27 protein-coding genes and 1 pseudogene are annotated in these 25,495 nt (G+C 40.2%); 12 read left to right on the forward strand and 16 right to left on the reverse strand.

All coding sequences use genetic code 11. The features are described 5' to 3' along the window. Positions 1 to 35: 35 nt before the first annotated feature. From H6G83_RS32005 to H6G83_RS32015, 3 genes are all read right to left on the reverse strand, one after another. A complete protein-coding gene (locus H6G83_RS32005; protein WP_190479720.1) occupies positions 36 to 206 on the reverse strand; it encodes a hypothetical protein in 171 nt (56 codons plus the stop codon). A gap of 295 nt (positions 207 to 501) precedes the next feature. Next, a complete protein-coding gene (locus H6G83_RS32010; RefSeq protein WP_190479723.1) occupies positions 502 to 1,854 on the reverse strand; it encodes a selenium-binding family protein in 1,353 nt (450 codons plus the stop codon). A 206-nt stretch (positions 1,855 to 2,060) separates the two neighbouring features. Then, entirely contained in the window at positions 2,061 to 2,654 is a 594-nt protein-coding gene (locus tag H6G83_RS32015; RefSeq protein WP_190479725.1) for an NIL domain-containing protein, read from the reverse strand. 282 nt (positions 2,655 to 2,936) lie between these two features. On the opposite strand from H6G83_RS32015, the gene H6G83_RS32020 reads away from it, so the two are divergent. Then, positions 2,937 to 4,040, forward strand: a complete 1,104-nt coding sequence (locus H6G83_RS32020) for a hypothetical protein (protein WP_242044972.1) — start codon at positions 2,937 to 2,939, stop codon at positions 4,038 to 4,040. A gap of 309 nt (positions 4,041 to 4,349) precedes the next feature. Here the strand turns inward: H6G83_RS32020 and H6G83_RS32025 are convergent, their stop codons facing one another. The 3 genes from H6G83_RS32025 to H6G83_RS32035 form a co-directional block, all read right to left on the reverse strand. Beyond that, entirely contained in the window at positions 4,350 to 6,173 is a 1,824-nt protein-coding gene (locus tag H6G83_RS32025; protein WP_190479727.1) for a hypothetical protein, read from the reverse strand. Between the two features lie 376 nt (positions 6,174 to 6,549). Further along, complete coding sequence (locus tag H6G83_RS32030) at positions 6,550 to 7,704, reverse strand: patatin-like phospholipase family protein (RefSeq protein ID WP_190479729.1); 1,155 nt, start codon at positions 7,702 to 7,704, stop codon at positions 6,550 to 6,552. A 270-nt stretch (positions 7,705 to 7,974) separates the two neighbouring features. Then, on the reverse strand, positions 7,975 to 8,148 hold the full coding sequence (locus tag H6G83_RS32035) for a hypothetical protein (protein ID WP_190479731.1): 174 nt from the start codon (positions 8,146 to 8,148) through the stop codon (positions 7,975 to 7,977). Between the two features lie 35 nt (positions 8,149 to 8,183). Here H6G83_RS32035 and H6G83_RS32040 point away from each other — a divergent pair, with 35 nt between their 5' ends. Both H6G83_RS32040 and H6G83_RS32045 read left to right on the forward strand, forming a co-directional pair. Beyond that, entirely contained in the window at positions 8,184 to 9,434 is a 1,251-nt protein-coding gene (locus H6G83_RS32040; protein WP_190479768.1) for a glycoside hydrolase family 10 protein, read from the forward strand. Positions 9,435 to 9,635: 201 nt separating this feature from the next. Further along, positions 9,636 to 10,520, forward strand: coding sequence for an Rpn family recombination-promoting nuclease/putative transposase (locus tag H6G83_RS32045; protein WP_190479770.1), 885 nt, complete (start codon positions 9,636 to 9,638; stop codon positions 10,518 to 10,520). Positions 10,521 to 10,665: 145 nt separating this feature from the next. Here the strand turns inward: H6G83_RS32045 and H6G83_RS32050 are convergent, their stop codons facing one another. Then, complete coding sequence (locus tag H6G83_RS32050; RefSeq protein WP_190479733.1) at positions 10,666 to 12,141, reverse strand: site-2 protease family protein; 1,476 nt, start codon at positions 12,139 to 12,141, stop codon at positions 10,666 to 10,668. A 123-nt stretch (positions 12,142 to 12,264) separates the two neighbouring features. On the opposite strand from H6G83_RS32050, the gene H6G83_RS35680 reads away from it, so the two are divergent. Continuing rightward, positions 12,265 to 12,423: a hypothetical protein gene (locus tag H6G83_RS35680; protein WP_242044973.1), complete on the forward strand. Its 159-nt coding sequence runs from the start codon at positions 12,265 to 12,267 to the stop codon at positions 12,421 to 12,423. Between the two features lie 78 nt (positions 12,424 to 12,501). Here H6G83_RS35680 and H6G83_RS32060 read toward each other — a convergent pair whose 3' ends face one another. Further along, positions 12,502 to 13,050, reverse strand: a complete 549-nt coding sequence (locus H6G83_RS32060) for a Uma2 family endonuclease (RefSeq protein ID WP_190479772.1) — start codon at positions 13,048 to 13,050, stop codon at positions 12,502 to 12,504. A 309-nt stretch (positions 13,051 to 13,359) separates the two neighbouring features. On the opposite strand from H6G83_RS32060, the gene H6G83_RS32065 reads away from it, so the two are divergent. Both H6G83_RS32065 and H6G83_RS32070 read left to right on the forward strand, forming a co-directional pair. Next, positions 13,360 to 14,613: a hypothetical protein gene (locus tag H6G83_RS32065; RefSeq protein ID WP_190479737.1), complete on the forward strand. Its 1,254-nt coding sequence runs from the start codon at positions 13,360 to 13,362 to the stop codon at positions 14,611 to 14,613. 49 nt (positions 14,614 to 14,662) lie between these two features. Further along, the gene (locus H6G83_RS32070; protein WP_190479739.1) at positions 14,663 to 14,848 is read left to right on the forward strand and encodes a hypothetical protein; all 186 of its coding nucleotides are present in this window, start codon (positions 14,663 to 14,665) and stop codon (positions 14,846 to 14,848) included. Positions 14,849 to 15,230: 382 nt separating this feature from the next. Here H6G83_RS32070 and H6G83_RS32075 read toward each other — a convergent pair whose 3' ends face one another. The 4 genes from H6G83_RS32075 to H6G83_RS32090 form a co-directional block, all read right to left on the reverse strand. Further along, positions 15,231 to 15,455, reverse strand: a complete 225-nt coding sequence (locus H6G83_RS32075) for a hypothetical protein (protein ID WP_190479741.1) — start codon at positions 15,453 to 15,455, stop codon at positions 15,231 to 15,233. Between the two features lie 41 nt (positions 15,456 to 15,496). Beyond that, complete coding sequence (locus H6G83_RS32080; RefSeq protein ID WP_190479742.1) at positions 15,497 to 15,964, reverse strand: DUF6262 family protein; 468 nt, start codon at positions 15,962 to 15,964, stop codon at positions 15,497 to 15,499. A gap of 30 nt (positions 15,965 to 15,994) precedes the next feature. Beyond that, positions 15,995 to 16,198 carry a tyrosine-type recombinase/integrase gene (locus H6G83_RS32085; protein WP_277876470.1) on the reverse strand — a complete coding sequence of 68 codons (204 nt, stop codon included), beginning with the start codon at positions 16,196 to 16,198 and terminating at the stop codon, positions 15,995 to 15,997. 258 nt (positions 16,199 to 16,456) lie between these two features. After that, positions 16,457 to 17,419 (reverse strand): fatty acid desaturase family protein, encoded by a 963-nt coding sequence (locus tag H6G83_RS32090; RefSeq protein WP_190479744.1) that lies wholly within the window; start codon positions 17,417 to 17,419, stop codon positions 16,457 to 16,459. Between the two features lie 407 nt (positions 17,420 to 17,826). Between H6G83_RS32090 and H6G83_RS32095 the strand changes: the two genes are divergently transcribed. From H6G83_RS32095 to H6G83_RS32105, 3 genes are all read left to right on the forward strand, one after another. Continuing rightward, positions 17,827 to 18,432 (forward strand): vWA domain-containing protein, encoded by a 606-nt coding sequence (locus tag H6G83_RS32095; RefSeq protein WP_190479746.1) that lies wholly within the window; start codon positions 17,827 to 17,829, stop codon positions 18,430 to 18,432. Between the two features lie 90 nt (positions 18,433 to 18,522). Further along, complete coding sequence (locus H6G83_RS32100) at positions 18,523 to 19,128, forward strand: vWA domain-containing protein (RefSeq protein WP_190479748.1); 606 nt, start codon at positions 18,523 to 18,525, stop codon at positions 19,126 to 19,128. 2 nt (positions 19,129 to 19,130) lie between these two features. Beyond that, positions 19,131 to 19,523 carry a salt stress protein, Slr1339 family gene (locus H6G83_RS32105; RefSeq protein ID WP_190479751.1) on the forward strand — a complete coding sequence of 131 codons (393 nt, stop codon included), beginning with the start codon at positions 19,131 to 19,133 and terminating at the stop codon, positions 19,521 to 19,523. Here the strand turns inward: H6G83_RS32105 and H6G83_RS32110 are convergent. Beyond that, positions 19,520 to 19,885: a winged helix-turn-helix transcriptional regulator gene (locus tag H6G83_RS32110; RefSeq protein ID WP_190479753.1), complete on the reverse strand. Its 366-nt coding sequence runs from the start codon at positions 19,883 to 19,885 to the stop codon at positions 19,520 to 19,522. The genes H6G83_RS32105 and H6G83_RS32110 overlap by 4 nt on opposite strands. Positions 19,886 to 20,021: 136 nt before the next feature. Here H6G83_RS32110 and H6G83_RS32115 point away from each other — a divergent pair, with 136 nt between their 5' ends. After that, positions 20,022 to 20,645 (forward strand): FMN-dependent NADH-azoreductase, encoded by a 624-nt coding sequence (locus tag H6G83_RS32115; RefSeq protein ID WP_190479754.1) that lies wholly within the window; start codon positions 20,022 to 20,024, stop codon positions 20,643 to 20,645. 171 nt (positions 20,646 to 20,816) lie between these two features. Here H6G83_RS32115 and H6G83_RS32120 read toward each other — a convergent pair whose 3' ends face one another. The 3 genes from H6G83_RS32120 to pedR form a co-directional block, all read right to left on the reverse strand. Next, positions 20,817 to 21,818 carry a glycosyltransferase gene (locus H6G83_RS32120; RefSeq protein WP_190479757.1) on the reverse strand — a complete coding sequence of 334 codons (1,002 nt, stop codon included), beginning with the start codon at positions 21,816 to 21,818 and terminating at the stop codon, positions 20,817 to 20,819. A 154-nt stretch (positions 21,819 to 21,972) separates the two neighbouring features. After that, entirely contained in the window at positions 21,973 to 22,632 is a 660-nt protein-coding gene (locus H6G83_RS32125) for a DUF6391 domain-containing protein (protein WP_190479759.1), read from the reverse strand. 407 nt (positions 22,633 to 23,039) lie between these two features. Next, positions 23,040 to 23,303, reverse strand: a complete 264-nt coding sequence (gene pedR / locus H6G83_RS32130) for a photosynthetic electron transport-dependent transcriptional regulator PedR (RefSeq protein WP_190479761.1) — start codon at positions 23,301 to 23,303, stop codon at positions 23,040 to 23,042. Between the two features lie 374 nt (positions 23,304 to 23,677). Here pedR and H6G83_RS32135 point away from each other — a divergent pair, with 374 nt between their 5' ends. Together H6G83_RS32135 and H6G83_RS35685 are read left to right on the forward strand one after the other, a co-directional pair. Next, a complete protein-coding gene (locus H6G83_RS32135) occupies positions 23,678 to 24,925 on the forward strand; it encodes a ribulose bisphosphate carboxylase small subunit (RefSeq protein ID WP_190479764.1) in 1,248 nt (415 codons plus the stop codon). Positions 24,926 to 25,181: 256 nt separating this feature from the next. Next, positions 25,182 to 25,495, forward strand: a pseudogene (locus H6G83_RS35685) (hypothetical protein); the annotation flags it as partial.

The following is a 25,495-nucleotide window of genomic DNA, read 5'->3' on the forward strand; positions in this document are numbered from 1 at the left end:
ATACCTATGATATCTTAAAAACGGGCAAACTGTTTTTAAAGCCGAATAAATTCGGCGCATTCGCGCTTTACCCCCGCATGAATGACGCTTTCTTTACGCATCACGACTCGTAATATAGCAACTGTTAAACTTGAGTACACAGGTTTTTGCAACTGTAACAAATCATCACTGAGATTAGCAATGGCGGTTTTAGTTTGCGTAGCCATGAGTATTTCTTCCTTTTAAAATGATGTTTGGTTATGGGTGAGTTATTGTCTCAGCACCACTAATATTGAGTTTCCTGCTTGCCAAGGGATTTGAGAGTGAAGAAAGATAAGTTATCCAGAAGATAAGAAAATATTTCCTAAATTATGAAATTCTTATTTGTTACTAACAATAAATTAAATGAATTAGTCAAAGGAAAAAGCAGAATAACACAGCAGTTTTCTTTTACCAGTTTTTGACTTTGTGCCTCTGTGGTCAATTACCACAAAGACACAGAGACAGCAGCCCTGAAGACTTTTAAACCCAAATATCTGATGTACAGTCACCGCCTGGATACCGCATTTCATGGGCGCGAGCTGGGCCTGCGGGTTCTTTGCCAAAATCAACATAGAAGTTTTCGTTGATTTTCATGCCACCATTTTCTATATCGCAATCAATCTGTAATAGATAAGAGCCAGTTTTAGATAAGTCTGGGTAAAACTGATTATCCCAACTACTAAACAGAGAATTAGTTACATACAGGCGCTTACCATCTAGGCTAAGTTGGATCATTTGTGGCCCGCCTGCTAATTTATGACCTTGGACTTCGCTAGTTTTTCCGAGTAAACCGCCACACCAAACTTGACCAGTGAGTTGGGGATGAGCCGGGTCACTGATATCATATTGACGAATGTCGCCATGCAGCCAGTTAGAAAAGTAAATATAGCGATCGCTCACAGAAATTAAGATATCTGTAATTAACGATGGCACAGGTATCGGCCAGCCTTCCACCTCCACTGAGGGAATATCAATCACTTTCTCTACTTGCCAATGACCGTTGGGTTTGTGCCAATGCCAAACGTTACTACTCAGTGCGGTGGCGACAAAACCATGTGTACTGTCGGGGTTATGGTGAAACCTCACTTCTAAGGGAATTAAACCTTCCTCACCCAAGTCAAATGTTTGGATGATGTTGCGGTTTTGCCAATCCCAAAAATGAATTTGCTGACCGTAATTACCTGATTTTACATCATTGAGGTCGAAACCAGGATAAAATGTTTTGGGTGCGCCCCACTCACTACTTACCATCACATTATGACGCGGTTGATACCAAAAGTCATAATTAAACCGCATCCCCTGGGCTTGATGTTCCCAACGTCCAGCAATGTCAAAGTTTTCATCTAGTAACAAAAAGCCACCTGGGCCATTACCTTCACCATCACCCAACATGGAAATCATCACATGACCATCGGCTAGACAATGTACTGTATGGGGTGCGGTGAGATTTGTCTTGGCTATAATTTCTTCTGGTTCAATCACTTTGTGGAGTTTTGGCGCTTTTGCATCTGCTGTATCTACTATATAGATGCGGCTGGAACGCAAACCAGGGATAATCGTAAACCTTCGGGATTTACTAGCATCACCATGACAAGAACTACAAGCATTCCAACCAAAATGATGTAATTCATCACCTATGTAGGGCATAGGTAGGCGATGTATGATTTGCGAGTAGGTGGGGGAGTGAGGATCAACATCTATGGTTGCGAGGTAATCTGGTGCTGCGATTTCTGTACCTGTGTAGAGTGCGATCGCATATAATACTTTTTCTCGTTCTGCCTGAATAGCTGCTTCTGGGGAAGCATAGCCAGGGCCACAACAAGCATGAGTCATAGTTTTATTCCCCTCTATAATTTATAAATTAGGTTAACTAGCGCGAACGCAGACTGTGTAATATCATGTTAGTTTCAACAATGAGAATATCTTGGGGGTTGATAATAGGTAATCGGTAATGCTATGAAACAATTACCAATTCCCTATTACCTATTAAACCAACGATATCCTCACTCATTAGCCAAACTTAATATAATTCAGTATCATTACAACCAAATTTGCAAACCTCTTTCTTTGAGATATCTTAATCCTGAAATAATTTGTTGTGGTCTACCCCATAGTTCTAAATCAAACCATCCATCATTTTCGCTACTTGTTTCTAATAAAGCTCCCACAATATCGACAGTTAATCCACTGTACGTTATTAAGCCTGCAATTATAGGATAAGAACGATAATTTTGGGAAATGCAGACATGAAATTTAGCTCGATTAATTTTACTTTCTATAGCTGTTAATTCTACCTCTGACTCTTGCCTAAGTAGCGCCTCACTCAAATCAAATTGCCATAGATTTAATTCGTTTTCTTCACCTTTTATAAATGTGAATTTAATAATTTCAACTTCTATATTTAATGTTTTTAAGTAATCAATTCCTGCTTTCACATCTTGCTCACCACCTTGTATTTCTAAATTAAACCAACCGTCTTTTTTAGTTTCTGCATCCAAAAAAGCTGCGGTAATATTCACCATTAATCCATAACCAGAAATCAATTGTGAGAGGACTGGTTGGCGATGGTAAAACTGAGGAATACGAATACAAATTTGACTCACCACAGAATGCACAACCGAAGATATAGCCATCACCTTAATTCGTGACGTACTCCACACACTCCCCTTTCAGGGTGAGTGTGGGCTTCTGTCAGTTCAAGCTAAAAGGTTGAAGGTTTTCATGTTTACGCATTATTGCATAACTCTCACAAAATAAGCATCAAATTATACTAAGTATTAAAAAATATCTTCCTAGTGGTTAATCATATGTTATCAATAACTTTAATTAATCTCAGTAATTACAATATTGCAACTGAGCTACTGAAAGAATTATCTTGTTATCCAGACCTGTTAAGAAAGATTAAGCATAAATTAATGTCCATAAAATTAGAAACTTCAGGCAAAAGCAGCATAGAACCTTTAGAGAAAAGAATGGAACCCCCGGTTAATTCTTTAGCACAACAATGGGCTAAAAGGTATTTACAAAATATTCGAGTTAATAATAGTAGCGTTGAAGAACGCAGTAACTTGTCTAATTTAGCTGAAGTCGTATCTTCAACCGGACGAGAAAGAACAGCAAAGAAAATCATGGAATCTTTGCGGAGTGTAAGCGCTAAAGCCTGGAGTAAAACAGAATCTCTGTTATCAACACAAATTATACAGCATAATATAGAGTCCCATCTCATTAATCCGTGGGAAATAGCAGGGGACTCTTTCAAGATTTATCAAAAAATTTTAGATGTATATACTCAACAAACTACACAAAGACCGCTTTCTCTGGTGATGAATTACTTAGATGGACAAGCACCGGATATCTATACAGAACAGGTAGCGCCTAATAAATTAGCTACAGTAATTAGTCCAGATATAGGAGCCATCAGAAATAAATACACAAGTATTGAGCCGAGAGTGATTGGCTTTGTGAGTATGCAGTTTCATTATACTAGCCAAATGTTGATCGAACCGCTCACAATACTTGAGCGATCGCTTGTGGCTGCATACTTCAAAGTCATTGATGACCACTTATATATGCCATTACAGCGTGCTTATGAAGCAGCCGCAAATCATGATTATAATTCTCCAGTTCTGTCCGCAGTACAGCAATTATTACCAATCAGTACCAAAATTGCCAAGAAGATTTCTCAAAGGGTAATAGAAATGTACCCAAATTACTCTTCTATGTCTGGTGTTTTGAGTAACCCCATAGTACAAATCTCTAGCATCAGAGACGTAGAAATGTTTCAGGTATATTTGTGGGTGTGTGCTTTAGAGGAAAGTATTGCATCTATTCAACAAGAGTTATTTCCCTTATGCGTCATGTTATATCCTACGCTAAAAGTGCGTTGGGAATTAGTGCGGCAAATGTTACATTTACTAGGAGAAGAAATAAACAATTGCTTAACACCAGAACAGTCTAAAACCTTAATGCCATACTTTCAGGTATTGTTGGATATGTTTTCGCCAGAAGTTTTGGGTTGACTTTTAAGAAACAAGGCAGGAGGCAGAAGGGAAGAGGATTTTACTTGTTTCTTAACAGTTGATCTTGATTTAAAATTGGTGGAATGTTTTGGTAAAGAAGTTTGTAGTAAGCACTTTATATCAAGTTCGGCTAATTACTTGTAATATAGTTGTTTTGGTCGGTAATAGGTAATAGCTAATAGGTAATTGTTTTGAGCCATTACCGATTACCGATTACCTATTACCAGTCCCCAAGATATGATAAGTATTTAAGCGAACTTGATATTAGTGCTGAGAAATTAAGGACTAAAGTCCTTACTACAAGAGAGTTTACCGAGCATTGTTGAGAATATCTCTCCAAGCTTGCAGCACTGTTTGTAAATCCTGCGGCAAGTTATTCTGGGAAATATCGTTGTACTGTACCGTACCATCTTCACTGGTGAGAGTGTAGGTAATAAAGTCAGCCGAGCCTCTAGGGGCTGGGTAGCTGATATTTTGGAACTCCTCGGCTCTGCGTTCTAGCAGGCGTTGGAATTGACGCACTTGTTGTGTAGAAACACGACGCACACTGCGTTCAGAATCATTAGCATCGCCAATGCGTACACGAATTAATAACCCATCATCCCTTAATATTGTTTCGTAAGTTCTACCCGCAAAGCCACCGCTAGAAATTTCCCGGAAAACAACACCTTGATCTAAAGGTAGTGGTAACTGGCTGGGGCGAATTGGTACAGGGTTGAGATTATCATCTGGGGTTTGGGTATCGTTAGTATCGTTAAGTTGATTCCAAGCCCTAATTACAGCCTGTAAATTGGCTGGGAGGTTATCTTGGGAAATATCACTATACTCGACTGTACCATCTTGACTCGTAAGAGTGTAGGTAATATAATCAGCACTGTTTCTGGGTGCAGGATAACGCAGATTATCAAACTCATCTCTAGAACGTCTGAGCAATTGCTGAAATTGCTGTAATTGTTGGCGACTCAAACGCCGCACACTGCGTTCAGAATCATTAGCATCACCAAGACGCACAAGAATTAATCGCCCATCGTTGAGCAAAGTTGTCTCATAGGTTCTACCCGCAAAGCCACCACTAGAAATTTCCCGGAACACCACATTTCTCTCTAAAGGTGGCGGTAATTCACTTTCAGGTATGGATATCGGTTCACCTGTACCCACATTACTAATAGTCGTGCTAGCATCTCGATTAAACCTGACTTGAGAATTATTGTCAGTATGATACACCAACCTTTCCGAACCTACCGTGACGGTGACACGCCAACCGGGAACCCGTGCAAACAGACAACTCTCCGCCGCCCCACCTAAGTCTAGACAGCTATTACTCCAAACTACCCGTTGTGCTTGAGTGATGTTTCTAGGGCCGAGTGCAATTCTACTTCTGATACGTCTGGAAGCATCGGCTATTACCTGTTCTACAATAGACTGCGGTAAATTAGTACTAGAGTTACTTCCAGATTTTAACTCAACTCTAGAACCATTGTCATTAGCAACAAATACCCAACGGCGATCGCCAGCACCTACCGTCAGTTGCCAACCAGAGACGACAATTTGATCACAAGCATTGGGGAATGTGGGGCGTTCACAACCTTCAGCCCAACTTGTCTGCTGAAATTCTACAATACTCAGCGCTCTGATTGGTAATCTGGTAATTTCGCTAGCTTGGCGTAATACGGCATTTCTCACATTTTGGGGTAATCTACCTGTGTTACCTCGTTCGTTGAGCCTGATTACGGAACCTGTTTGATTACTATGATAAACCCAACTTTGTCTACCACGAGATACCACAACTCGCCAACCTGGAACTAATGCTTGAGTACAAAGTTCATCAGGACGTTGTAATTCTAAACAACCATTACGCCAAGTTTGTTGACGATAATCAGTAATTTGAAATGCTCCGGCAAAACTTCCTTGCCTACTGGCTAAATCTCGTAAGATAGCATTAGCGACGGAACGCGGTAAGCGGTCGCTTCTAATATTTTGTTTGAGCAGTTCGTTAGATGTTTGGGCGAGAAAATTTGTCGATGCAGCACTAGCACTTTTAATGAATGTGAAACCGCTACCAACAGATAAAAGTCCAGTCAAAATTAAAGCAGTAATAATTTGAGTTTTGGTATTACGATAAGTCTGTAGCATAATTTTTCAGATAAGAGATTTACCATCAAAACCGTACACATCCCTCTTTTTTCGGTCATTGTTACCAATTGGCTATCTACGTTACGCTACGCGATCGCACTAGGTTGAACTGACCAACTTTTTCTTTGAATTTGTCAGGTATTGTATGACTTAATTATTCAATACATCTTGACGAATGCCATTTTCGGTACTGTTGTCCTAGTCGCACTCGTTCAGACATTGTTGAACGCTCAAAGCCTTTCAGTAACAGAGTTGATCCTCAGCAATCAACACTTTGCTATAACTGTAGACGGTTAAATTGGGTAGGATGTTTCCAGGCTCCATCCCCATTTACATTTTGTTTTTTATTGATAGTAGAATCTCTAGAAATATAGCCTTAATTATCAGGTTCTAAGAAGCCATTAAACTTTTCCTTTTTCACCTGTTCTTCAGCTACTGCCTGACCAATTTCACATAATTCGCGAATCCGATCTACACAATCTATTGATGATACTGAATCTGGGTCAATATGTGACAAGCCTAATTTTTTAAAACGTTCTTTTGAAAATGAAGTTGTATGACGGTAATAGGTGAGTAACTGAGAATTGCTTTCACTATTATTAGTAGGTATCCCGCCTGTTCTTAGCTCTTCGATGTTGTCAATTTCTGGTAGGGTAACATCAGCATCTTTAGCTTTAGAACTATTTGATTGAGGTGGTTTGCCAATAATTCCCATTAATAAATTTTGTTGTATATTAGCATCCTCCATAAAGTTATTGATTGAATAACCAGCCCAATCGATGATTGTATAGTCTTTAGCTTTCCCTGCGGGAACTGGGTGATTATTAAAGCCTGTACCAATAGAAATCATCAAAAGTTTATCAGCACCAGTTTGCCACTTAATGCCATAATCTTTATTAGTAGTTTCTAAAAATAACTGAAAAGATGGGTTGTTAAATTGACTCATCGCACCATCAACAAATTCATTAGGCTTGCCATTTTTAATATTTATGGTATGGGGTGGAAAATAAGTTGGTGCGGCTGAACTAGCTCTTGCTAAGTGCCAAAGGGGAATGTTTTTATTTTGCTCAAAAAATTGATTGTTTGGGTGGCTAACAAAAAACCAAGTGCGGTCAGTGGTGACATTTTGGGAGACTATCATTAAATAAGATTTTAGTTCTTTGTCACCAAGAGTTGTTTGACCAAGGATTTCTTGTAGCTTTTTTTCTAAGTTGGTCGGGTCATATTTTGACCAAAATTGACCAATCAAACAATTGTGACTAAAGATTTCTTTACCATGTTTTGTATAGACATCTAAAATATCTTGTACTTTCATGCCTTTAGCTAATCCGGCGGCGATAATTGAACCTGTACTCGTACCTCCGATAAAATCAAAATAGTCGCCTAAACATTTCCAAGGAGAATTAGGTTGATTGCAGAGTAAATTTTCTATTTTCAAGAGAATTTGAGCGGGGATGATACCTCGAATACCTCCACCATCCAAGGAAAGTAAGCGTCTGGGGCGTGTAAGATTTTGTTTGCTATCAATCATAGTAAGAATAATTAAGATGGAAAGGTTCTTGTTAAGAAAATATCAAATATACCTGATAAGAGTGGTAAAAGAATATGACAAATTCTTAACGTAATTTGCTTATAGACGAGCTAATAGCAGCTTAAAGCATCAATTTTGTAATTAGGGAGAAAATCAGATAATCTTAAAAACTCTTAATTTACATATTTGAAAACTTATATAAAAGTAAGGCTTTGAGAAATAAAATAATATGAAAATGGTGAGTTATGAGTAACAATGCCAGTCCCGTTTTCATCCTTGACTGTGAAATGTCTCATCGGAACTGTGTGGTTTTTTGAAGTGACAGCAATTGATGTAAGGCGCTGCGACGATGCTCCGCCCCGCCTTTCCTGCGGAACGCTCCGCGAATGGCGATCGCTCAAGGCTAACAAAAGGACGCAACTTCTGCTTAACTATTACAGTCATGGTTCATGTTTTATCTGCGGATGTCTGAAGAATCTATGAAAGTTTTTGTGCAGTGGTGTGGTGAGTCTTTATGGCGGAAGATGTTGACAATTAGAAAGCGAGTTTTCTTTTGTGTAATCCTGGTTTTGAGTTGTGTGGCTACGGTGATGTTATCGTTGCCCTTAAATGCTCAAATCACACCTAATACAACAATAGCATCTGAGTTAAGAGGCGTATGGTTAACTAATATTGATAGCGATGTGCTGTTTGCAGGCGATCGCCTCAAAAAATCTTTACAACGCTTAGATGAACTTAACTTTAATACTGTATATCCGGCAGTATGGAATTGGGGATATACACTTTACCCTAGCAAAGTCGCCGCCAAAGTGATAGGACGCGCTCTTGACCCTACCCCAGGGTTACAAGGGCGAGATATGCTCAAAGAAATCGTCACGGAAGGACATAAACAAGGGTTAACGGTAATTCCTTGGTTTGAATTTGGCTTCATGGCTCCCGCAGATTCTCTGTTGGCGAAAAATCGTCCCCAATGGCTCACCAATCTCAGCAATGGTAGCCGCATAGTTAAGGAAGGTATACATGATCGGGTATGGTTAAATCCCTTTCGCCCAGAGGTGCAACAATTTATTCAAGATTTAATTGTGGAGATTGTGCGAAACTATGACATTGATGGCATTCAATTCGATGATCATTTCGGCTTACCCTCAGAATTGGGCTATGATGCTTACACAGTAGCTTTATACAAAAAAGAACACCGTGGTCAAGCCCCATCGAAAAACCCCCGTGATCCAGAATGGGTGCGTTGGCGAGCTAGTAAAATCACCAACTTCATGCAACGGGTATTTAAAGCGATTAAAGCGACAAAAAGAGATTGTTTAGTTTCCGTTGCACCTAATCCTCAACGTTTTTCTTACGAATACTTTCTTGCAGACTGGCAAAAATGGGAAAGGATGGGATTAATTGAAGAATTGGTATTGCAGATTTACCGGGATGATTTAAACGTCTTTGTGCAAGAATTGGAATATCCAGAAGTGAAAGCAGCTAAAGCACATATCCCTGTAAGTATTGGGATTTTAGCAGGGTTGAAAAATAGGTCTGTATCGATGCAACAGATTCAAACCCAAGTGCAAAAAGTACGCGATCGCAACTTTGCTGGTGTTTCCTTCTTCTTCTACGAAACCCTCTGGAACCTCAGCCAAGAAACATCCTCACAACGTCAAGCCGCCTTTAGGCAAATATTCGCCCAACCAGCCAAATATCCTAATTTGATTACAGGTTGGAAGCGTTAGATAGGGGAGTGGGGGGAGATGAGGGAGCAGAGGAGCAGAGGAGCAGAGGAGCAACCCACCCCTAACCCCTCCCAGGAGGGGAAAGGAGCAGAGGAGAAAATATTCATCATCACTGTCACCTGTCACCTGTCACCTGTCACCTATCACCTGTCACCTATCACCTGTCACCTGTCACCTGTCACCTGTCAACTGTCAACTGTCATGCGCCGAGACTCTATATTTTACAAACTCTTTCAACAATACCCTAGTTTACTATTTGAACTATTGACAAACCGTCCAACAAATGCAGAGGCTTATCAATTTGATTCTGTAGCTGTTAAAGAACCGAAATTTGAGATTGATGGAGTATTTTTACCACCAGAAAGCGAAAGTCCGGGTGTTGTCTATTTCTGTGAGGTGCAATTCCAGAAAGACGAACAACTTTATGAAAGGGTTTTTGCCGAATCCTGGTTATATTTCTACCGCAACCGTGCCAGATTTAGCGATTGGGAAACAGTAATCATTTATCCTTCGCGGCAAACTGAACAAAGTGATATTCATCCTTGTCGTGCGTTACTTAATAGCGACCAAGTTCATCGAGTGTATTTAGATGAATTGGGAGATATTCGGCAATTACCTTTATGGTTAGCGTTGATGGTATTAACTACAATAGACGAAGAACAAGCACCACAAGAAGCTAGGTATTTATTAACCAGAACTCAGCAGGAAGCATCTCAACCATCAAGTCGAGCCATAATAGAGATGATCACAACTATTATGGTGTATAAGTTTGAACAATTAAGTAAAGCAGAGGTAGAGGAAATGTTGGGTATTACACTCCAAGAAACGCGAGTTTACCGAGAAATTAAAGAAGAAGGACGAGAAGAAGGACGAGAAGAAGGACGAGAAGAAGGAAGGGAAGAAGGACGACAGCAAGAAGCGGTTAATTTAGTTATTCGATTGCTAAGTAAGCGGTTTGGAGTAATATCTGAGGAAGTGCGATCGCAAATTTCTAGTCTACCTCTACCTGTTCTCGAAGATTTGAGCGAAGCACTATTAGACTTTACCAATTTGGCTGATTTACAAACTTGGTTAGCAGCCATTTAATCAGTCAATAGTCAATAGTCAACAGTCAATAGTCAATAGTCAATAGTCAATAGTCAATAGTCAATAGTCAATAGTCAATAGTCAACAGTTATCAGTCCAAAAATTGATAACTGATAACTGATAACTGATAACTGATAACTGATAACTAACCAATACCCAAGCGTCCAGCCAAGCCGGGAGTTAGGGGTAAAAGGGTAGTAATCATCAAGAATAGAACCAGTAAACCCAAAGCAGCCCTAGCATCATCGGGTTCGCTAATTTCATTCAAGCTGGGGCGTTCTAAATCACGTTGTAGGAATAAAATGACGATCGCCCAATACATCGCCAAAGCATTCCCCAAAGATACCAAAGCTAGGACAATTAAAGTAGCAAGTGTTGCTCTTCCTGCGGTTTTGCGTCCGTAAATTGCCTGAACAATGCGCCCACCATCTAAAGAACCTGCTGGCATTAAGTTTAAGGCTGTGATGACCAAACCCAGCCAACCAATGATTACCAAGGGGTGGACGTTAACTAAAGGTGATTGCAAAGCGGAACCTAAGACAACCCGCGCCAAACTACCGACCAAAATTGAGCCTTGGAAAAACTGATTGGGTAACTGAAATAAACTCCCTGGGTGAGATAGGAGTAAACCAGCAACCAGCATCAATAGCGAAACAACACCGCCAGCTATTGGCCCAGCCACGGCAATATCGAATAATACTGAGCGATTGGGTAACTGTGACTCAAAGCGGGTAATTGCGCCAAAAGAGCCAATTTGCACAGCTGGTAAAAAGAAAGGCCAGCTCAGGCGGACTTGATGACGACGAGCAATTATCCAATGCCCAATTTCGTGAGCGACTAAGATTGCAAATATACCTAAGCCTATGGGTAAAGCGGTAGGTAAGCGTTCTGGGGTACTAAATAAATCAAAATTTAGGAGTAATCCCGCAGTTTCTAAGCTAGTACCGATAGTTGCTATACCCAGGATAGCGGCAAAGGCTTTCTGCGGTAAAGTAGTGGGACGCGGATCATTGGTACTTGGTAGGACAATGACGACAGGTTTACCATCGGTGTTTTCTACCAAAAACAGACGATATTTCTCACCTAACTTATCTTGCAAACTCTTAGTCAAACGGCTGTGAACCTCTTCAGGTTCGCCGCGCAGATTACCTTTGAAGATAGCACCTTCTTGGTAGGCGATCGTTTCTGTGGCGAAAAATGTATCAATCCCAAAAATGCTTTTAATCACATTTAAGTCTTCTTCCGGGATTGGCATTACTTCCACAATTACCCCTGCTGGCTGCGGAACTTCTGGCGGTGGTGCAGATTCAGCCGCTAGCCTTTCCGTAGCCCGTTGCTTGAGGATAGCATCTTGCCCAGCCGCCCGTAACTGTCTACCCAAGTAGATGTACAGTCCAGCCGAACCCACAACCAAGAACAATATCCCGACTATATTGATATAAATTCCGGCAGCAAACAAGCCAAAAAACAACAGCCAGGGAGCCATCAAAACCACCGACTGCAACCAAGCTAGGATTCCCAGTTTACCAAAAGGTCTGGCGCGATAAAAGCCCCAACCCAAAATGGTGAAAGCTACAAGTACAATTATTCCCAGTATATAAGTCTCTGACGGAGCAAACATTTCCAAAACCTTCACTGTGAAAGACTAAGCCCGTAGTCCGGTGTTATAGATACATTATTAATTTATAACGAGGATGGAGTTTGCCCACATCGCCAAGGGGGGAATTTGGGGGGAGATGGGGGAGTGGGGGGAGATGGGGGAGATGAGGGAGTGGGGGGAGATGGGGGAGATGGGGGAGTGGGGGGAGATGGGGGAGATGAGGGAGTGGGGGGAGATGGGGGAGATGGGGGAGATGGGGGAGTGGGGGGAGATGGGGGAGATGAGGGAGCAACCCACCCCTAACCCCTCCCAGGAGGGGAAAGGAGCAGAGGAGAACAACTGTCACCTGTCACCTGTCACCTGTCACCTGTCAACTGTCAACTAATTAATAATTCTTTCCACTGAGACAAAAATATCGGGAAATGCAAGGGGTTGAATGTTGCCAGTGGTTAAGGTTTGTTTTGTGGCGTATTCTCCATCTAAAATGTCTCGGAACACCACTAAGTTGAGCTTTTTGAGATTTACAACCCAATACTCTAAAATGCCTGCTTGGGCGTAAATTTTGCTTTTCGTCTCTAAATCTTTCTCTAAGCTGGAGTTAGCATACTCAATTACCCAGAAAATATTGTTTGGGTAAGGATGATGCTGTCGGTATTCGCGCCCTAAACGTTGGACGATCGCAATATCTGGTTCGGGTTCTGAGTCGTTGGGTAGGGTGATAGGCTTGGCTTGACGAATTTTAGCGCGATCGCCCAATAACTTCACCAGATATTCGCCTGCTTCATGACTACAATAAGCGTGGGCTTCTCTTTCGGGAGACATTTCTACGATGTCTCCTTGCAGTAGTTCAACCTGGCGATCGCACAAAATGCCAGCCTCAATCATCCGGTGATATTCGTCAATCGTCCACTTAGCTAGAATCACAGTCATGGCGATCGCTTCCTCCCAATGAAGCCCTATCTTTTCCCATCTTAAAGGCAGTATCACTAACCTTTGTACAACCCTTGCAGTGGGTTAATACTCACCCACAAACTGAGGATGAACCCAGAGAAATTCCTGGCGTTTGTTATGCACCCGTACTAGTCCACCGCAGGTTATCTATATAATCTTCTTTGAAATGCTTGCCTAGCGAGCATTTTTACTTTATTTACAATTCTACAAAGTAGCAGGTATTGACCTTTGTTTACTTCATAAGTATACTTATGAAGTAAACAAAGTTAAAAACGACGAAGATTAAATATGACAGCAGAAGTAGCTGTAATCAATAAAATGGGTGTTGCATTGGCTGCCGATAGTGCTGTTACTGTTGTCAAAGGACAAGGTAGAAAAGTTTATAACACTGCAAATAAGCTTTTTAGACTTTCTAATTTTCATCCTGTAGGAATTATGATTTTTGGGAATAGTGAATTGATGGGAATACCTTGGGAAACAATTATAAAAACTTATACAAATAAGCTTAAAGACCAGCAATTCGATACTGTGCAAGAATACGCAGATCAATTTATTACGTCTTTAAATGATGGTAGTCCACTATTTCCTCCGTCAGAGCAAGAGCGTTATGTATATACAACAATTGCTGAGTTTTTTTTCATGATCATGGGAATGATCCAACGCAAGGTAGATGCAAAAATTAATGAGGTAGGTGAAATTAATAAGGCTGAAATTAGAAATATTGCTTCAAAAGCAATAACTCATTTTCTTAATGTTTTAAAAGAACAAGATAAATTGACTACTGTACCAGAAGAACACGCTAAAGATATTATTAATACATACAGTAAACAAATTGAAGAAGTAAAGAAAGATACGTTTTATAGGCTACCTATAAATATTACAAAAAGTCTTGATGCTAAGTTGACTGAAATATGCTGCGAGCTATTTATACGTAAAATTAATACTCCGCGTTCATCCTCTGGAATTGTTATTGCTGGTTTTGGAGATAAAGAATATTTTCCCTCGGTTGTTTCTTACTTTATAGAAGGAGTAGCGAATAACAAGTTAAAATATGATCAAACCCATAAAGTTGAAGCAAGCACAACAATGACAGCAGCAATTGTTCCTTTTGCTCAACAAGAAATGGTTTACACTTTTGTAGAAGGAGTTAACCCTGATTATGTAAATTATACTAATCAATATTTAGTGGAGATATTTCAAGGATATCCAAATATTATTTTGGATAATTTGAATGATTTGACCGATTCTGAAAAAAACAAGATTTCTAGAAAGTTGAAAAAAATAAGTGATGGTCTTGTTAATGATTTTGGTCAAACCATGATAGATTATCGTCAGAAAGAATTTGTAGATCCTCTTGTTAATGCTGTTGCAGCCTTACCAAAAGAAGAACTTGCAGTTTTAGCAGAGTCATTGGTAAATATAACAGCTTTAAAGCAAAAAATGTCTATGAGCTATGAGACTGTAGGAGGTTTTATTGATGTAGCAGTAATAACTAAAGGAGATGGATTTGATTGGATTAAACAAAAGAAAATATGCAACTAGTAAGTACCATCTGAAAATTACTGCAAAATGCGCTAAAGTGGAGAAGAAGATGAAGCGAAGTGCCAAAAGTCAAGTAACTAAACCCAGTGCAATAGATCAAGAATACGAAGACCTTTATTTGAACCTAAATCCTGATATTAGTAAGACTATTAAAGAATATCAGGACACTATGAAAGCACAAAAACAGGCTAAAGAGTCTTTAGAAAAACACAGACGTATTCTAGAAGAAGATTAAAATTTCTATCAAAATGTTAAAAACGGGTGACTCTGCCCGTTTTTCTTGTACTGTTAAACGTAAAGATATATTAAATTTTATTTATATTCTCACTAAGCTTTTAAACACAATTTATAGTTAATTCTGGACAGCAGGGGAGTTGAATCTCTTGGAACCGGGATTAGGAGTCGTGTCCAGCGCCAAGCGCCACCCATACAAAATAAGAACGGTAAGACACAAGTCTTGCCGTTTTGTTTTCAGTGGCTCAATTTAGTTTTTCTAAAGAATGCTGTAATATCATTTACTGCCAGGGAATCCACTTTTCTGTAGAGGTTAGTACCTGTAAAACTCCATCAAAACGAGTTGCTGCCACTACTAAAACCTGTTTTTTAGCCACTACAAATCATTCATTGAAGGTATTCATTTTTGTTCTCTGCTCGTAGTTGGTATTAGGTTGCAAGGTATTTTTTATTGTGTCAACTAAAAATTCGGCAGGATTTTTAACTTGTCGCAAAGATTTTTGTTCCTTAAGTGCCTTAATAGCTAGCTGAATAGTCTCTTCAATACTCTCTGTTATTGCCTTAATTAAAGTTGAATTTAATTTAACCCCAAGTTCATCAAGCCGCAATTGAATACAAGGATTTGTTTTTGTATTTTTTGCTGCTTTTTCTAAGATATATTAGACTGCTCGGAACACGCATCTAACTGTTCTTTAAGACTTGCGTTTTCAGATTTAAGAGACACAATTTGCATCTCTAAAGAAGAAATTCTAATAAGTTCTCCACTGACAACTTCAATGTGATCTCTAAGTTCTCTGTTTTCAGCCTCTAACTTTTTAATTCGCTCTTTCAATGTCTTAACTATTGATGCTTTTGATTCTTCAGAAGCTTTGTTTTTTGTACAAAAAGATTTATTGTCTATACTATTTTCTCTAAGAAATTCGATTCTAGTTTTAATATCTGGCTCTTTGTAAAGCCATGCAGTTGAAACATCGGCAATTTCAGAAACTGCTTTAAAAGTGACTGTCTTTCCTTCTTTCAAAAGTTGATTAATACCCTGTTCGGTTCTTTCAAGAGCTTCCAGCCTTTTCTTTTGAGCATTTTTAATTAATCCTTCAACATTACGTGAGTGAGACATCTGTATTCTCCAGAGAAGTAATGATTTGTTTCAAGTTAGTTGCAACGTATTTAAATGAATATAAGTATTAATAGCCGTTTGAATACTAGCTTGTCTTAGTCGCTTTTGAACATAAGACATTTTCATTTTGCTACGAATTAACTCAGTTGCATGAGTATGTCTAAACATATGTGGAGTTACTGGGATTCCTGTGTTTTTGGATAAACAGTCAAGAAACTCTTGGATAGGAATCATTGGAAGATAGTTATCACCTATCACTGTCCAAGCAACTTCGTTGCTGTCAGGAATCCTAACTTTTTGAACTTTCACCTTCTTTGTTTACTTCATTGACTTCCTATAAAAGCTTAATATTAAATTTCTCTAATGTCAATACATTCGTACTAGATTGTTGTTGTTTACTTTAAAGAATTGTTTTTAAAGGCTGTTGTTAACAAAACTAGGGTCTTTCTCTTTCAAAAGAGTGTGTAATTCTCTTAGCCTACGGAAATTTCATCAGATTGCTGATTGTCCCGATTTAATCACAATATCGCTGTTGACTTTTATATACCCTGGCTCAATGTGAATAAAATGCTGACTCAACAGCTTATGAGCATCACCCAGCGCATGGAAAGGTATTGAGGGATATAAATGATGCTCTGCATGAAAACACATACTCCACATAAAAAAGCGCACAGGCCACAGAGTTATTGTTGTGCGCGTATTTGTCAACAAATTACCATCAAGTGTGCAACCTCTATGTTCTGCTAACAGAATAAAACGCAGTATTGGCTGACCAATCATCAATGGTAGTAGCCAATAAATAATAAATAAAGGCTGACCTAATACAATGGAGACAGCAATCATACCTGCATAAACTGCCAATTGCAGCCGAGTGGAGCGAATAACTTGAGTACGTGCTGATTCTGGGATAAAGGGAAAATTTTCTATTTGACCGAATGCAATCTGAAAATGTCCAGAAATTTTTCCTAACCACCAGGGTAAACCGCTAATGATTAATAAGTATTTAGCAAAGTTGCTGGGTATGGGATCAGTTAACTCTGGGTCTTTATCAGGAACACGAGTATATAGGTGATGCCATTTGTGATAGTAACGGAAGAAGGCGCTATTGTAAAAAGACAATACACCTGCACACCAAGCAACAGCATTATTTAAAGGATGAGCAGCAAAGGCTGTTCTATGAACGCATTCGTGCATGGGTGCAAACATAGCAGCAATACTAAAGCCATAAACCACTAAAGATGGAATCGCTAACGCCCAATTACCCCAGTTTGTCCCCCACAGATAGCCACTGCAAGCCATGACTGTGAGATGGAGAGCTAGTTGCAGTAACCCTTTGGCGTTAGAACGACTGTTTAATACTTTTATCTCCTGGGTAGATAGCAGTTGATGAGGTTTTTGATGTTGGGTAGTTTGAGGATCTGCTGATTCTAATTGAGTAATTTCACCACTATACATAATTAACTACTAAATAATCAGTTTGGCATAATTAGGAAAGGGACTGTCTGACTTTTCACCACATATGGAAGACCTCTCTCCAAACCTCTCTCCTACAAGGAGAGAGGCTTTGATTTCTCCCCCTTCCCTGGTAGGGAAGGGGGCTGGGGGGTTAGGTCTGACCTTGGCTTTTCCACATAACGTGAAAACTCAGGAGTAACTGTCTATATTTTACATCCTACCTTATACGTAATACGGTCATTATTCTGGTAAACATAACTACTTTTGTCCTGCTAGCGATCGCATCTCCCAATATCATAAATAAAAGTAATTGAATGGCAAAATTGCTACAAAAGCTTAAAACCCTGGGGTGGACGTGGGATTTGTGGACTAGACTAGAACGACAGGGTAGTGATTAAAGGAAGATTATGATGAGCGATCGCGACTATACGTTAATCATCGACAAAAGCGGTAGTATGTCTACCCCTGACCAAGTTGGTGGTAGAAGTAGATGGGAGATAGCCCAAGAGTCAACCTTGGCTTTAGCTAGAAAAGCCGAACAGTTTGACCCAGACGGAATTACTGTATATGTCTTTTCTGGCAGATTTAAACGCTATGAAGATGTTACCTCAGCCAAAGTAGCCCAGATATTCTTAGAAAATGACCCGGCTGGAACAACCAACTTAGCAGGTGTATTGCAAGACGCTTTGAATAATTATTTCCAACGCAAAGCTGCGGGTAGAACTAAAGCCAATGGCGAGACAATTTTAGTCATTACTGACGGCGAACCAGACGATCGCAAGGCGGTATTTGAAACTATCATTCACGCTACTCGCCAAATGGAACGCGACGAAGAATTGGGTATTTCCATCATTCAAGTCGGTTCAGACCCGCAAGCTACTAAATTTCTCAAAGCTTTAGACGACCAGTTACAAGGCGTTGGTGCTAAATTTGATATCTGCGATACCGTCACCCTAGACGATTTAGAAGACATGAGTCTCGCAGATGTCTTAATGAATGCAGTGAATGATTAGTTATTGACACTCAAACCATAACTGAGGACATAAATCAATCATAACACCTGTAACCTGTCCCCTGTCCCCTGTCCCCTCCTAAGTTAAATTATGTTAGAAAATCGTGATTACACTCTCATCATTGATAAAAGTGGCAGTATGGCTACCCCTGATCAAAAGGGTGGTAGAAATAGATGGGTAACAGCACAAGAATCTACCTTAGCATTAGCTAGTAAATGCGAACAATTTGACCCAGATGGGATTACTGTATATGTCTTTTCTGGCAGATTTAAACGCTATGAAAATGTGACATCAGCGAAAGTGAACCAGATTTTTCAGGAAAATGATCCCTCTGGAACGACTGATTTAGCCGCCGTCTTAAAACACGCAACAGATAATTATTTTGAACGTAAAGCTGCTGGTAAAACTAAGCCCAGTGGTGAGACAATGATAGTAGTTACTGATGGTGAACCAGACGATCGCAAAGCTGTGATGAAAGTTATCATCGAAGTTTCCCGCCGCCTGGATAGAGATGAGGAATTAGCCATTTCTTTCATTCAAGTCGGTACAGATCCCCAAGCTACGCGCTTTCTCAAAGCTTTAGATGATGATTTGCAAGGTGCTGGTGCTAAATTTGATATCTGTGACACCATTACAATGGAAGATATGGAAGATTTAAGTCTTTCAGAAGTATTACTTAATGCGATTAACGATTAGCTATGGATGCTCTAGACAAGCTGTTATCTCAAATCAAAGCTGAATATGAGAACGAACAAACACAACAGCAACTACAACAACCAAATATATTCCCATCACTGAGCTTATCTGAACCTAAGTCATTATCAATAATAGATAATATCTTGGCAGAAGTTCAAGCTGATTTTGCGGCTGTTGATGCGGCTGTTGAATTGAGAAAACAGCAAGAGCTAGAACAAGAAAGACTGCGACAAGAGCAAATTAAGGCGCAACAACAACAGGCTTTAAAACAGCAAGCAAAAGATTGGTTAAAAAAATTAGATCCCTTTTCTCCCGAAGGGCTTTGGTTTGAAAGATTTGCTGAAAGTTACCCTTCTAAATTAGCAGCAGCAATGGAATATTTGCAAAGTAACTAAATAGATTCAACCTGACTATCTTCGTTGGCATTTGTTTGATAAAAATGCTTGACAGCCCATTCGTGCATAGCATAGAGAATAGGTTGTAAACTGACCCCCAAAGGTGTTAGAGAATATTCTACCTTTGGGGGGATTTGTGCATACACTTGTCGGTGTATAATGCGGTCTTCTTCCATTTCTCGCAGTTGTTGGGTAAGCATTTTTTGTGTAATTCCCGGTAAGGCTCGCTGCAATTCCCCAAACCGTTTTACACCAGACAATAGTTCTCTGATAATTAAAACTTTCCAGCGTCCACCGATGACTTTTAAAGTGGTTTCCACTTCACAAGTCAGCCTTTCATCTCTTTCTGCTTCAGCTTTCATAGTTCCTTTTTAGTAAGTAGCTTACTTTTAAGTGCGTACTTTTCAGATCAACTTTACATAGTTTAAAGTCAATTGTGCAAGTAATTTTGAACTTGACGGTTAGTTCGTTATCTGCATAGTAGTAAATAATTTACTTATGGCAAATATCCTCCACATTGATTCTAGCCCGCGTGGCGATCGCTCGATTTCCCGCACCCTTTCTTATGAGTTCATCACATCTTGGAAAGATACTCATCCAAGCGATACAGTAACTTACCGCGATTTAGGGCGCAACCCTGTTCCTCACGTAGATGAACCCTGGATAGCTGCGGCTTTTTCATCACCCGATACACACACCCCCGAATTACAAGCAGCGATTAAGCTGTCTGATAGCTTAATTGATGAACTTCTCGCCGCCGATCGCCTCGTTTTTGGCGTACCGATGTATAATCTAACTATACCCTCAACCTTAAAGGCTTATATTGACCAAATAGTGCGCGTAGGAAGAACATTTACAGTTGGTGCAAATGGCTACCAAGGTTTAGTAGATAGCAGTAAAAAAGTATTAGTGATTACATCCCGTGGTGGTAGCTTCGCACCTGGAACACCCTATGCAGCCTACGACTTTCAAGAACCTTATCTCCGTGCTATCTTGGGTTTCATCGGGCTAATAGATGTAACATTTATCCATGTTGAGAATCTGAATGTGGGTGATGAAGCGCGGGAAAAATCTTTAGCAGGTGCTAAGGATGCGATCGCGCAAGCCGTAGCTAATTGGTAGTTATTTTAGGGTTTGTAGTGTTCGCGTAGCGTCTCGCAGAGAGGACTTTAGTCCTCAGTAACTGTAGGGTGGGCATTGCCCACCAAAACCATGATACGGTGGGCATTGCCCACCCTACGAGCTGAAACTATCTTTTAAAAATCCAGTATTAATCCTATATATTACAATACTCTACAAACCTTGAAAATATTTTTTCTGGAACTTACCATATATTCTGTTGATAAAAAGTTTAGTTAAACGTCCCCTAGTCAAACTCGGAATATTACCTGATTGCTGTTGTTTATGGTCAAAAAACTCGTTTAATTCATTCAATATTACTTGCAAACGCTTAATAATATTTTCAACCCGATACTCAGCAAAGAAATCTGCTGATAAACTTGGTGATATGGAAGAATCTATCACCTTCATAATACGTTTTACATCATATTCTTGAGAATATCCAGCAATTTTATAACAATTAAAACCAGGGTCTAAATAATCTGAAAGTCCACCATTAACGCTAGAAAAAACCTGACAACCACAAGCAAGAGCTTCCATCGGCTGCAAACCAAACCCTTCACTTACATTCTGTTGCGCCCAGTATTCAGCAGAATCATAAAGGTAAACTTTAGCGCGGTTGAATAGTCCAGGCAAATCTTCTACATAAGAAGTTACTACCTGAACTTTACACTGTTTCTGTAAAGCGGGAATTAGTTGTTTTAATAGATATTCGGAAGATTTTCTTGCTTGAACTAAAACATCAATATCCCGTTCTAGATGTAAATTTTTAAACTCATAACTAATTTCGTTAGGTAAATAATAAATCAGAGAATTAGGTGATTTTTGCCCCCAATATCCCAGAGTGTTACGGCTGACAGTAATTATTGGAATACTGGCGGGTAGATTGAACTTATAACCTGCACTGTGAGCATGATAAACGACGTTATATTGCTTGAGTTTGGCAGCTAGTTTAGCTATATCAAACCCCCAACTAATCACAAAAATTACATCATCTAAATTTTGTTCCTTTAGCAAGTCATCAAGAAATAACTTACCCGTTTCTCTTTGACGGTAAGTAACTACGTCAGCCTGACAAACCTGTTGAGCTAACTTAAACGTTTTCAACTCCGCCCAAAGACCACCGCAAGCAAATTTGCCATTAGTTCCAGGGAGTAAAAAGTAAAGTTTTCGCATGAGTGGGGACTGGGGACTGGGGAGTGGGGACTGGGGAAGGGGGAAGGGGGAAAGGGGAAAGGGGAAAGGGGGAAAGGAAGAAGCCTTCTGTAAACTAATCACTGACAACTGGTAACTGATAACTGATAACTGATAACTGTCAACTGTCAACTGACTAATGACTATCCCGCCAGCTTATCTTGACAAAATGGGCTTGGCGACCCCAAGCATCGCGGGAAAGAGTAATGTTTTCTACTACCAAGTTAAAGGGAATTGCGGTGGTGATGTATCGCTGGGCGATTAAACCTAAATCGGGTGCAAGTTCTGATGCGGTGGTAGCAGCTAAACCTAAGCCAATCAATTGTTCCACAGGGCGGAATGGTAGCATTAAATTTATACCCACCACTAACCCAGCCGTCAGCAGCATAGCCACTGATAAGTTCGTACCGCAACGGGGATGCACGGCTAAATCCCATTCGCCATTTGTGAGGCGGTGGTGAGCAAGGGTGACAGCACGCCGCAAATCGCTAATATTCACTTCGCCGTAAAGGTAGAAACCCTGGTCTGTAGACAAGCCGCCTAGTAGTTCGTTATCCACTTGAACAGTACTTGGTCGAGTTATAGGCGTTTGCACGTTTCTAGTTTCGCTCAAAACCCAAACTGTGGCGTGTTCCAGGGCGTGAACTTGCCGTAACATGAGAATTTCCTTCAACCCTGGTACAAAGGAGAGATTTTTGAGTAGATCAGCATCCTGTGTTGGTTGGGTTGTTGTCAAGTCGAAATTAAAAAAATCAAAGGGAAAGGAGCTACCTTGAATAGAAGCAGGAGTATCCATAAGAACACTGCCCCCCAAGCTGATGGAGCAATAGAGATTTCTTACAAATGTAACGCTTGATTCCAGGTATTGTTGCTAATTTTTGTTGATGATTTTTTCCCGCTCTAATAAAGTTCGTAAGGGGTGTAGGGGTGTAAGGGCTTGAGGATAAGGCTTTTAAACATTTACCCCTATACCCTCATATGCCCATACCCCTACACCCCTTCATTAGCCGCAGAAGATAACTAACAGCGAATGATTCTGTGCTGCTTGATTTTGACGTTTGCCAGATTTGCGCTAGAGGTTCACAAAAAAGATGCGTGAGGAGAAAACATTTAGTAAACCGTCAAAATGCTCTGAATTTCCAGATAACGTTGATTGCAGTGCTAAATGCACTCAATGGCGTTTGCCACGCGCCATTGACTGTGTTAATCGTTCTGGTTCGGTAGAGGACAGCAGTTAACGTCATTCAAGCAGACTTTACCCCACTGTAAAGCCCATCTGACAAGCGCTACTCGGTTTTCCGTTCGCGTCTTGTCGAGAATGTTGCTGATGTGGTTATCAACTGTACGTTTGCTAATTTCCAATTTTGCTGCAATCTCTTGGTTAGTTAAGCCAGCGGCCACTAAGTCGATAATTTGCAGTTCTCTGTCTGACAGAGTAACAGGGGTCTGAGACTCGCCACCAGCCATGAGTTATTCCTTCCTCCGTTGGTATATGTACTTATCATCCTTCTTAATTCTAGAAGATTCTTTTGGCTGTAGGCATTTCAAGTGTTAGCTGTAATACAATTGACAATATTTTTTTTCTTTTCTCAAGAAATGAAAATTTGGTTAATTTTGAGGTATTAGTATTAATAATAGCTTAAATATAGTCAATTTTGCTGAAATAAAAAACATCCTTACCAAAGACTCAAGTTAACTCCTGAGTTCGCTTTTAATACCCATCCAAACACAGATTTGGCCCTATAACGTTGGATATCTACCAAAAGATAAGTGACCAATAGACACCAAAAAAACTTAGCATTATTTTAATGAAGCATCACCAGTCATAAACTAAGAATTTTATGGGTTATTATATTGCTCCTCGCTTTCTGGATAAATTGGCTGTTCACATCACCAAAAACTTTTTGAATATTCCTGGTGTGCGAGTTCCTCTCATTTTAGGGATTCATGGACGTAAAGGTGAGGGGAAAACCTTTCAATGTGAGTTAGCTTTTGAAAAGATGGGTGTGGAAGTCACACTTATCTCTGGCGGCGAATTGGAAAGTCCCGACGCGGGAGATCCAGCTAGGTTGATTCGGCTGCGCTATCGGGAAACGGCAGAACTGATCAAAGTACGCGGTAAAATGTGTGTACTGATGATTAACGATTTAGATGCAGGTGCGGGTCGCTTTGATGAGGGGACTCAATATACTGTAAATACTCAGTTGGTGAATGCCACACTGATGAATATTGCTGATAATCCGACAGATGTGCAGTTACCGGGTAGTTATGATTCTAACCCGATTCGGCGTGTGCCAATTATCGTTACAGGTAATGATTTTTCCACTCTCTACGCGCCGTTAATTCGGGATGGACGGATGGAGAAGTTTTATTGGGAACCCAACCGTGATGATAAGGTGGGAATTGTTGGGGGAATTTTCGCTGAGGATGGACTTTCACCAAGGGAAATTGAGCAATTAGTTGATACTTTCCCCAATCAATCAATTGACTTTTTTAGCGCATTGCGATCGCGCATTTACGACGAACAAATCCGCGACTTTATCCATAAGGTCGGGTTTGAACGGATATCTTTACGTGTGGTAAATAGTGTAGAAGGGCCACCAGAGTTTAAAAAGCCAGATTTCCGCCTTGCTAATTTAATCGAGTCTGGTAAAGTTGTCTTGGCTGAACAACAACGGGTGGAAAATTCTCAGTTGGTAGATGAATACAATCGTTTAAATCGAGGAAGAAGTAATCAACCTGCACCCCCAGCGCCTGAAAGACCAGTTAGTCAGCCATCAACTAATGGAAGTCACAAGCACGATGGATCTAACACTCATTTAAGTTTAGAAACCCAAGAACAGATTCGGCAAATCTTGGCTCAAGGTCATAAAATTACCTTTGAACACGTAGATGAGCGACGCTTCCGCACTGGTTCTTGGCAAAGTTGCGGGACTCTGCATATTGATGCTGAGTCAGATGCTATCTCAACTCTAGAGGCTTGCTTAGTTGATTACAGTGGTGAATATGTGCGGTTAGTCGGAATTGATCCCAAAGCCAAGCGGCGCGTTGTGGAAACGATTATTCAACGACCGGACGGGAAAAATTAACGGGTAGAAGCGATGGTTATATGCCATCGCTTTTATATTTTAGAGAGGGCGATCGCATGAAAACGAAAAATCAAGGGTTTTGGCAAGGGTATAGATAGGGGTGTAAAAGCTTTAAATCTATACCCCTACACCCCTAAACCCTTACACCCTGTCTCAATAGATAATCTAGGTGCGTAAGTCCTATTTTAGAGATGGCGATCGCATCCACTTTCTCATCAAATAAAATTGATTAAATACCCACATCTAGGAGGTTAACATGACCTCATCACAAACACCTGGATTTAAATACACCAAGGCTAGTCAAGAGGATATTCAACAGCTAGGAAATATCTTTGAACAGTGCTTTGTCATGGCGCTTGGTGAAAGTGAAACTTATATCAAACGTATTGGCTTAGAAAACTTTCGCGTTATTTACCGTGAACAAAAAGTTGCGGGTGGGTTAGCAATTATTCCGATGGTTGACTGTCTCCCCATTGAATCGCGCAAGGGGATTCTTTCACTGTGCAGGGAGCTATCGCTTGCACAGAGCTACACTGGAGATGAGGACGAAATCTCAATCCAATGGGCGCA

It is taken from the genome of Anabaena azotica FACHB-119 (assembly GCF_014697625.1).
GTDB classification, from domain to species: Bacteria; Cyanobacteriota; Cyanobacteriia; order Cyanobacteriales; family Nostocaceae; genus Trichormus; species Trichormus azoticus_A.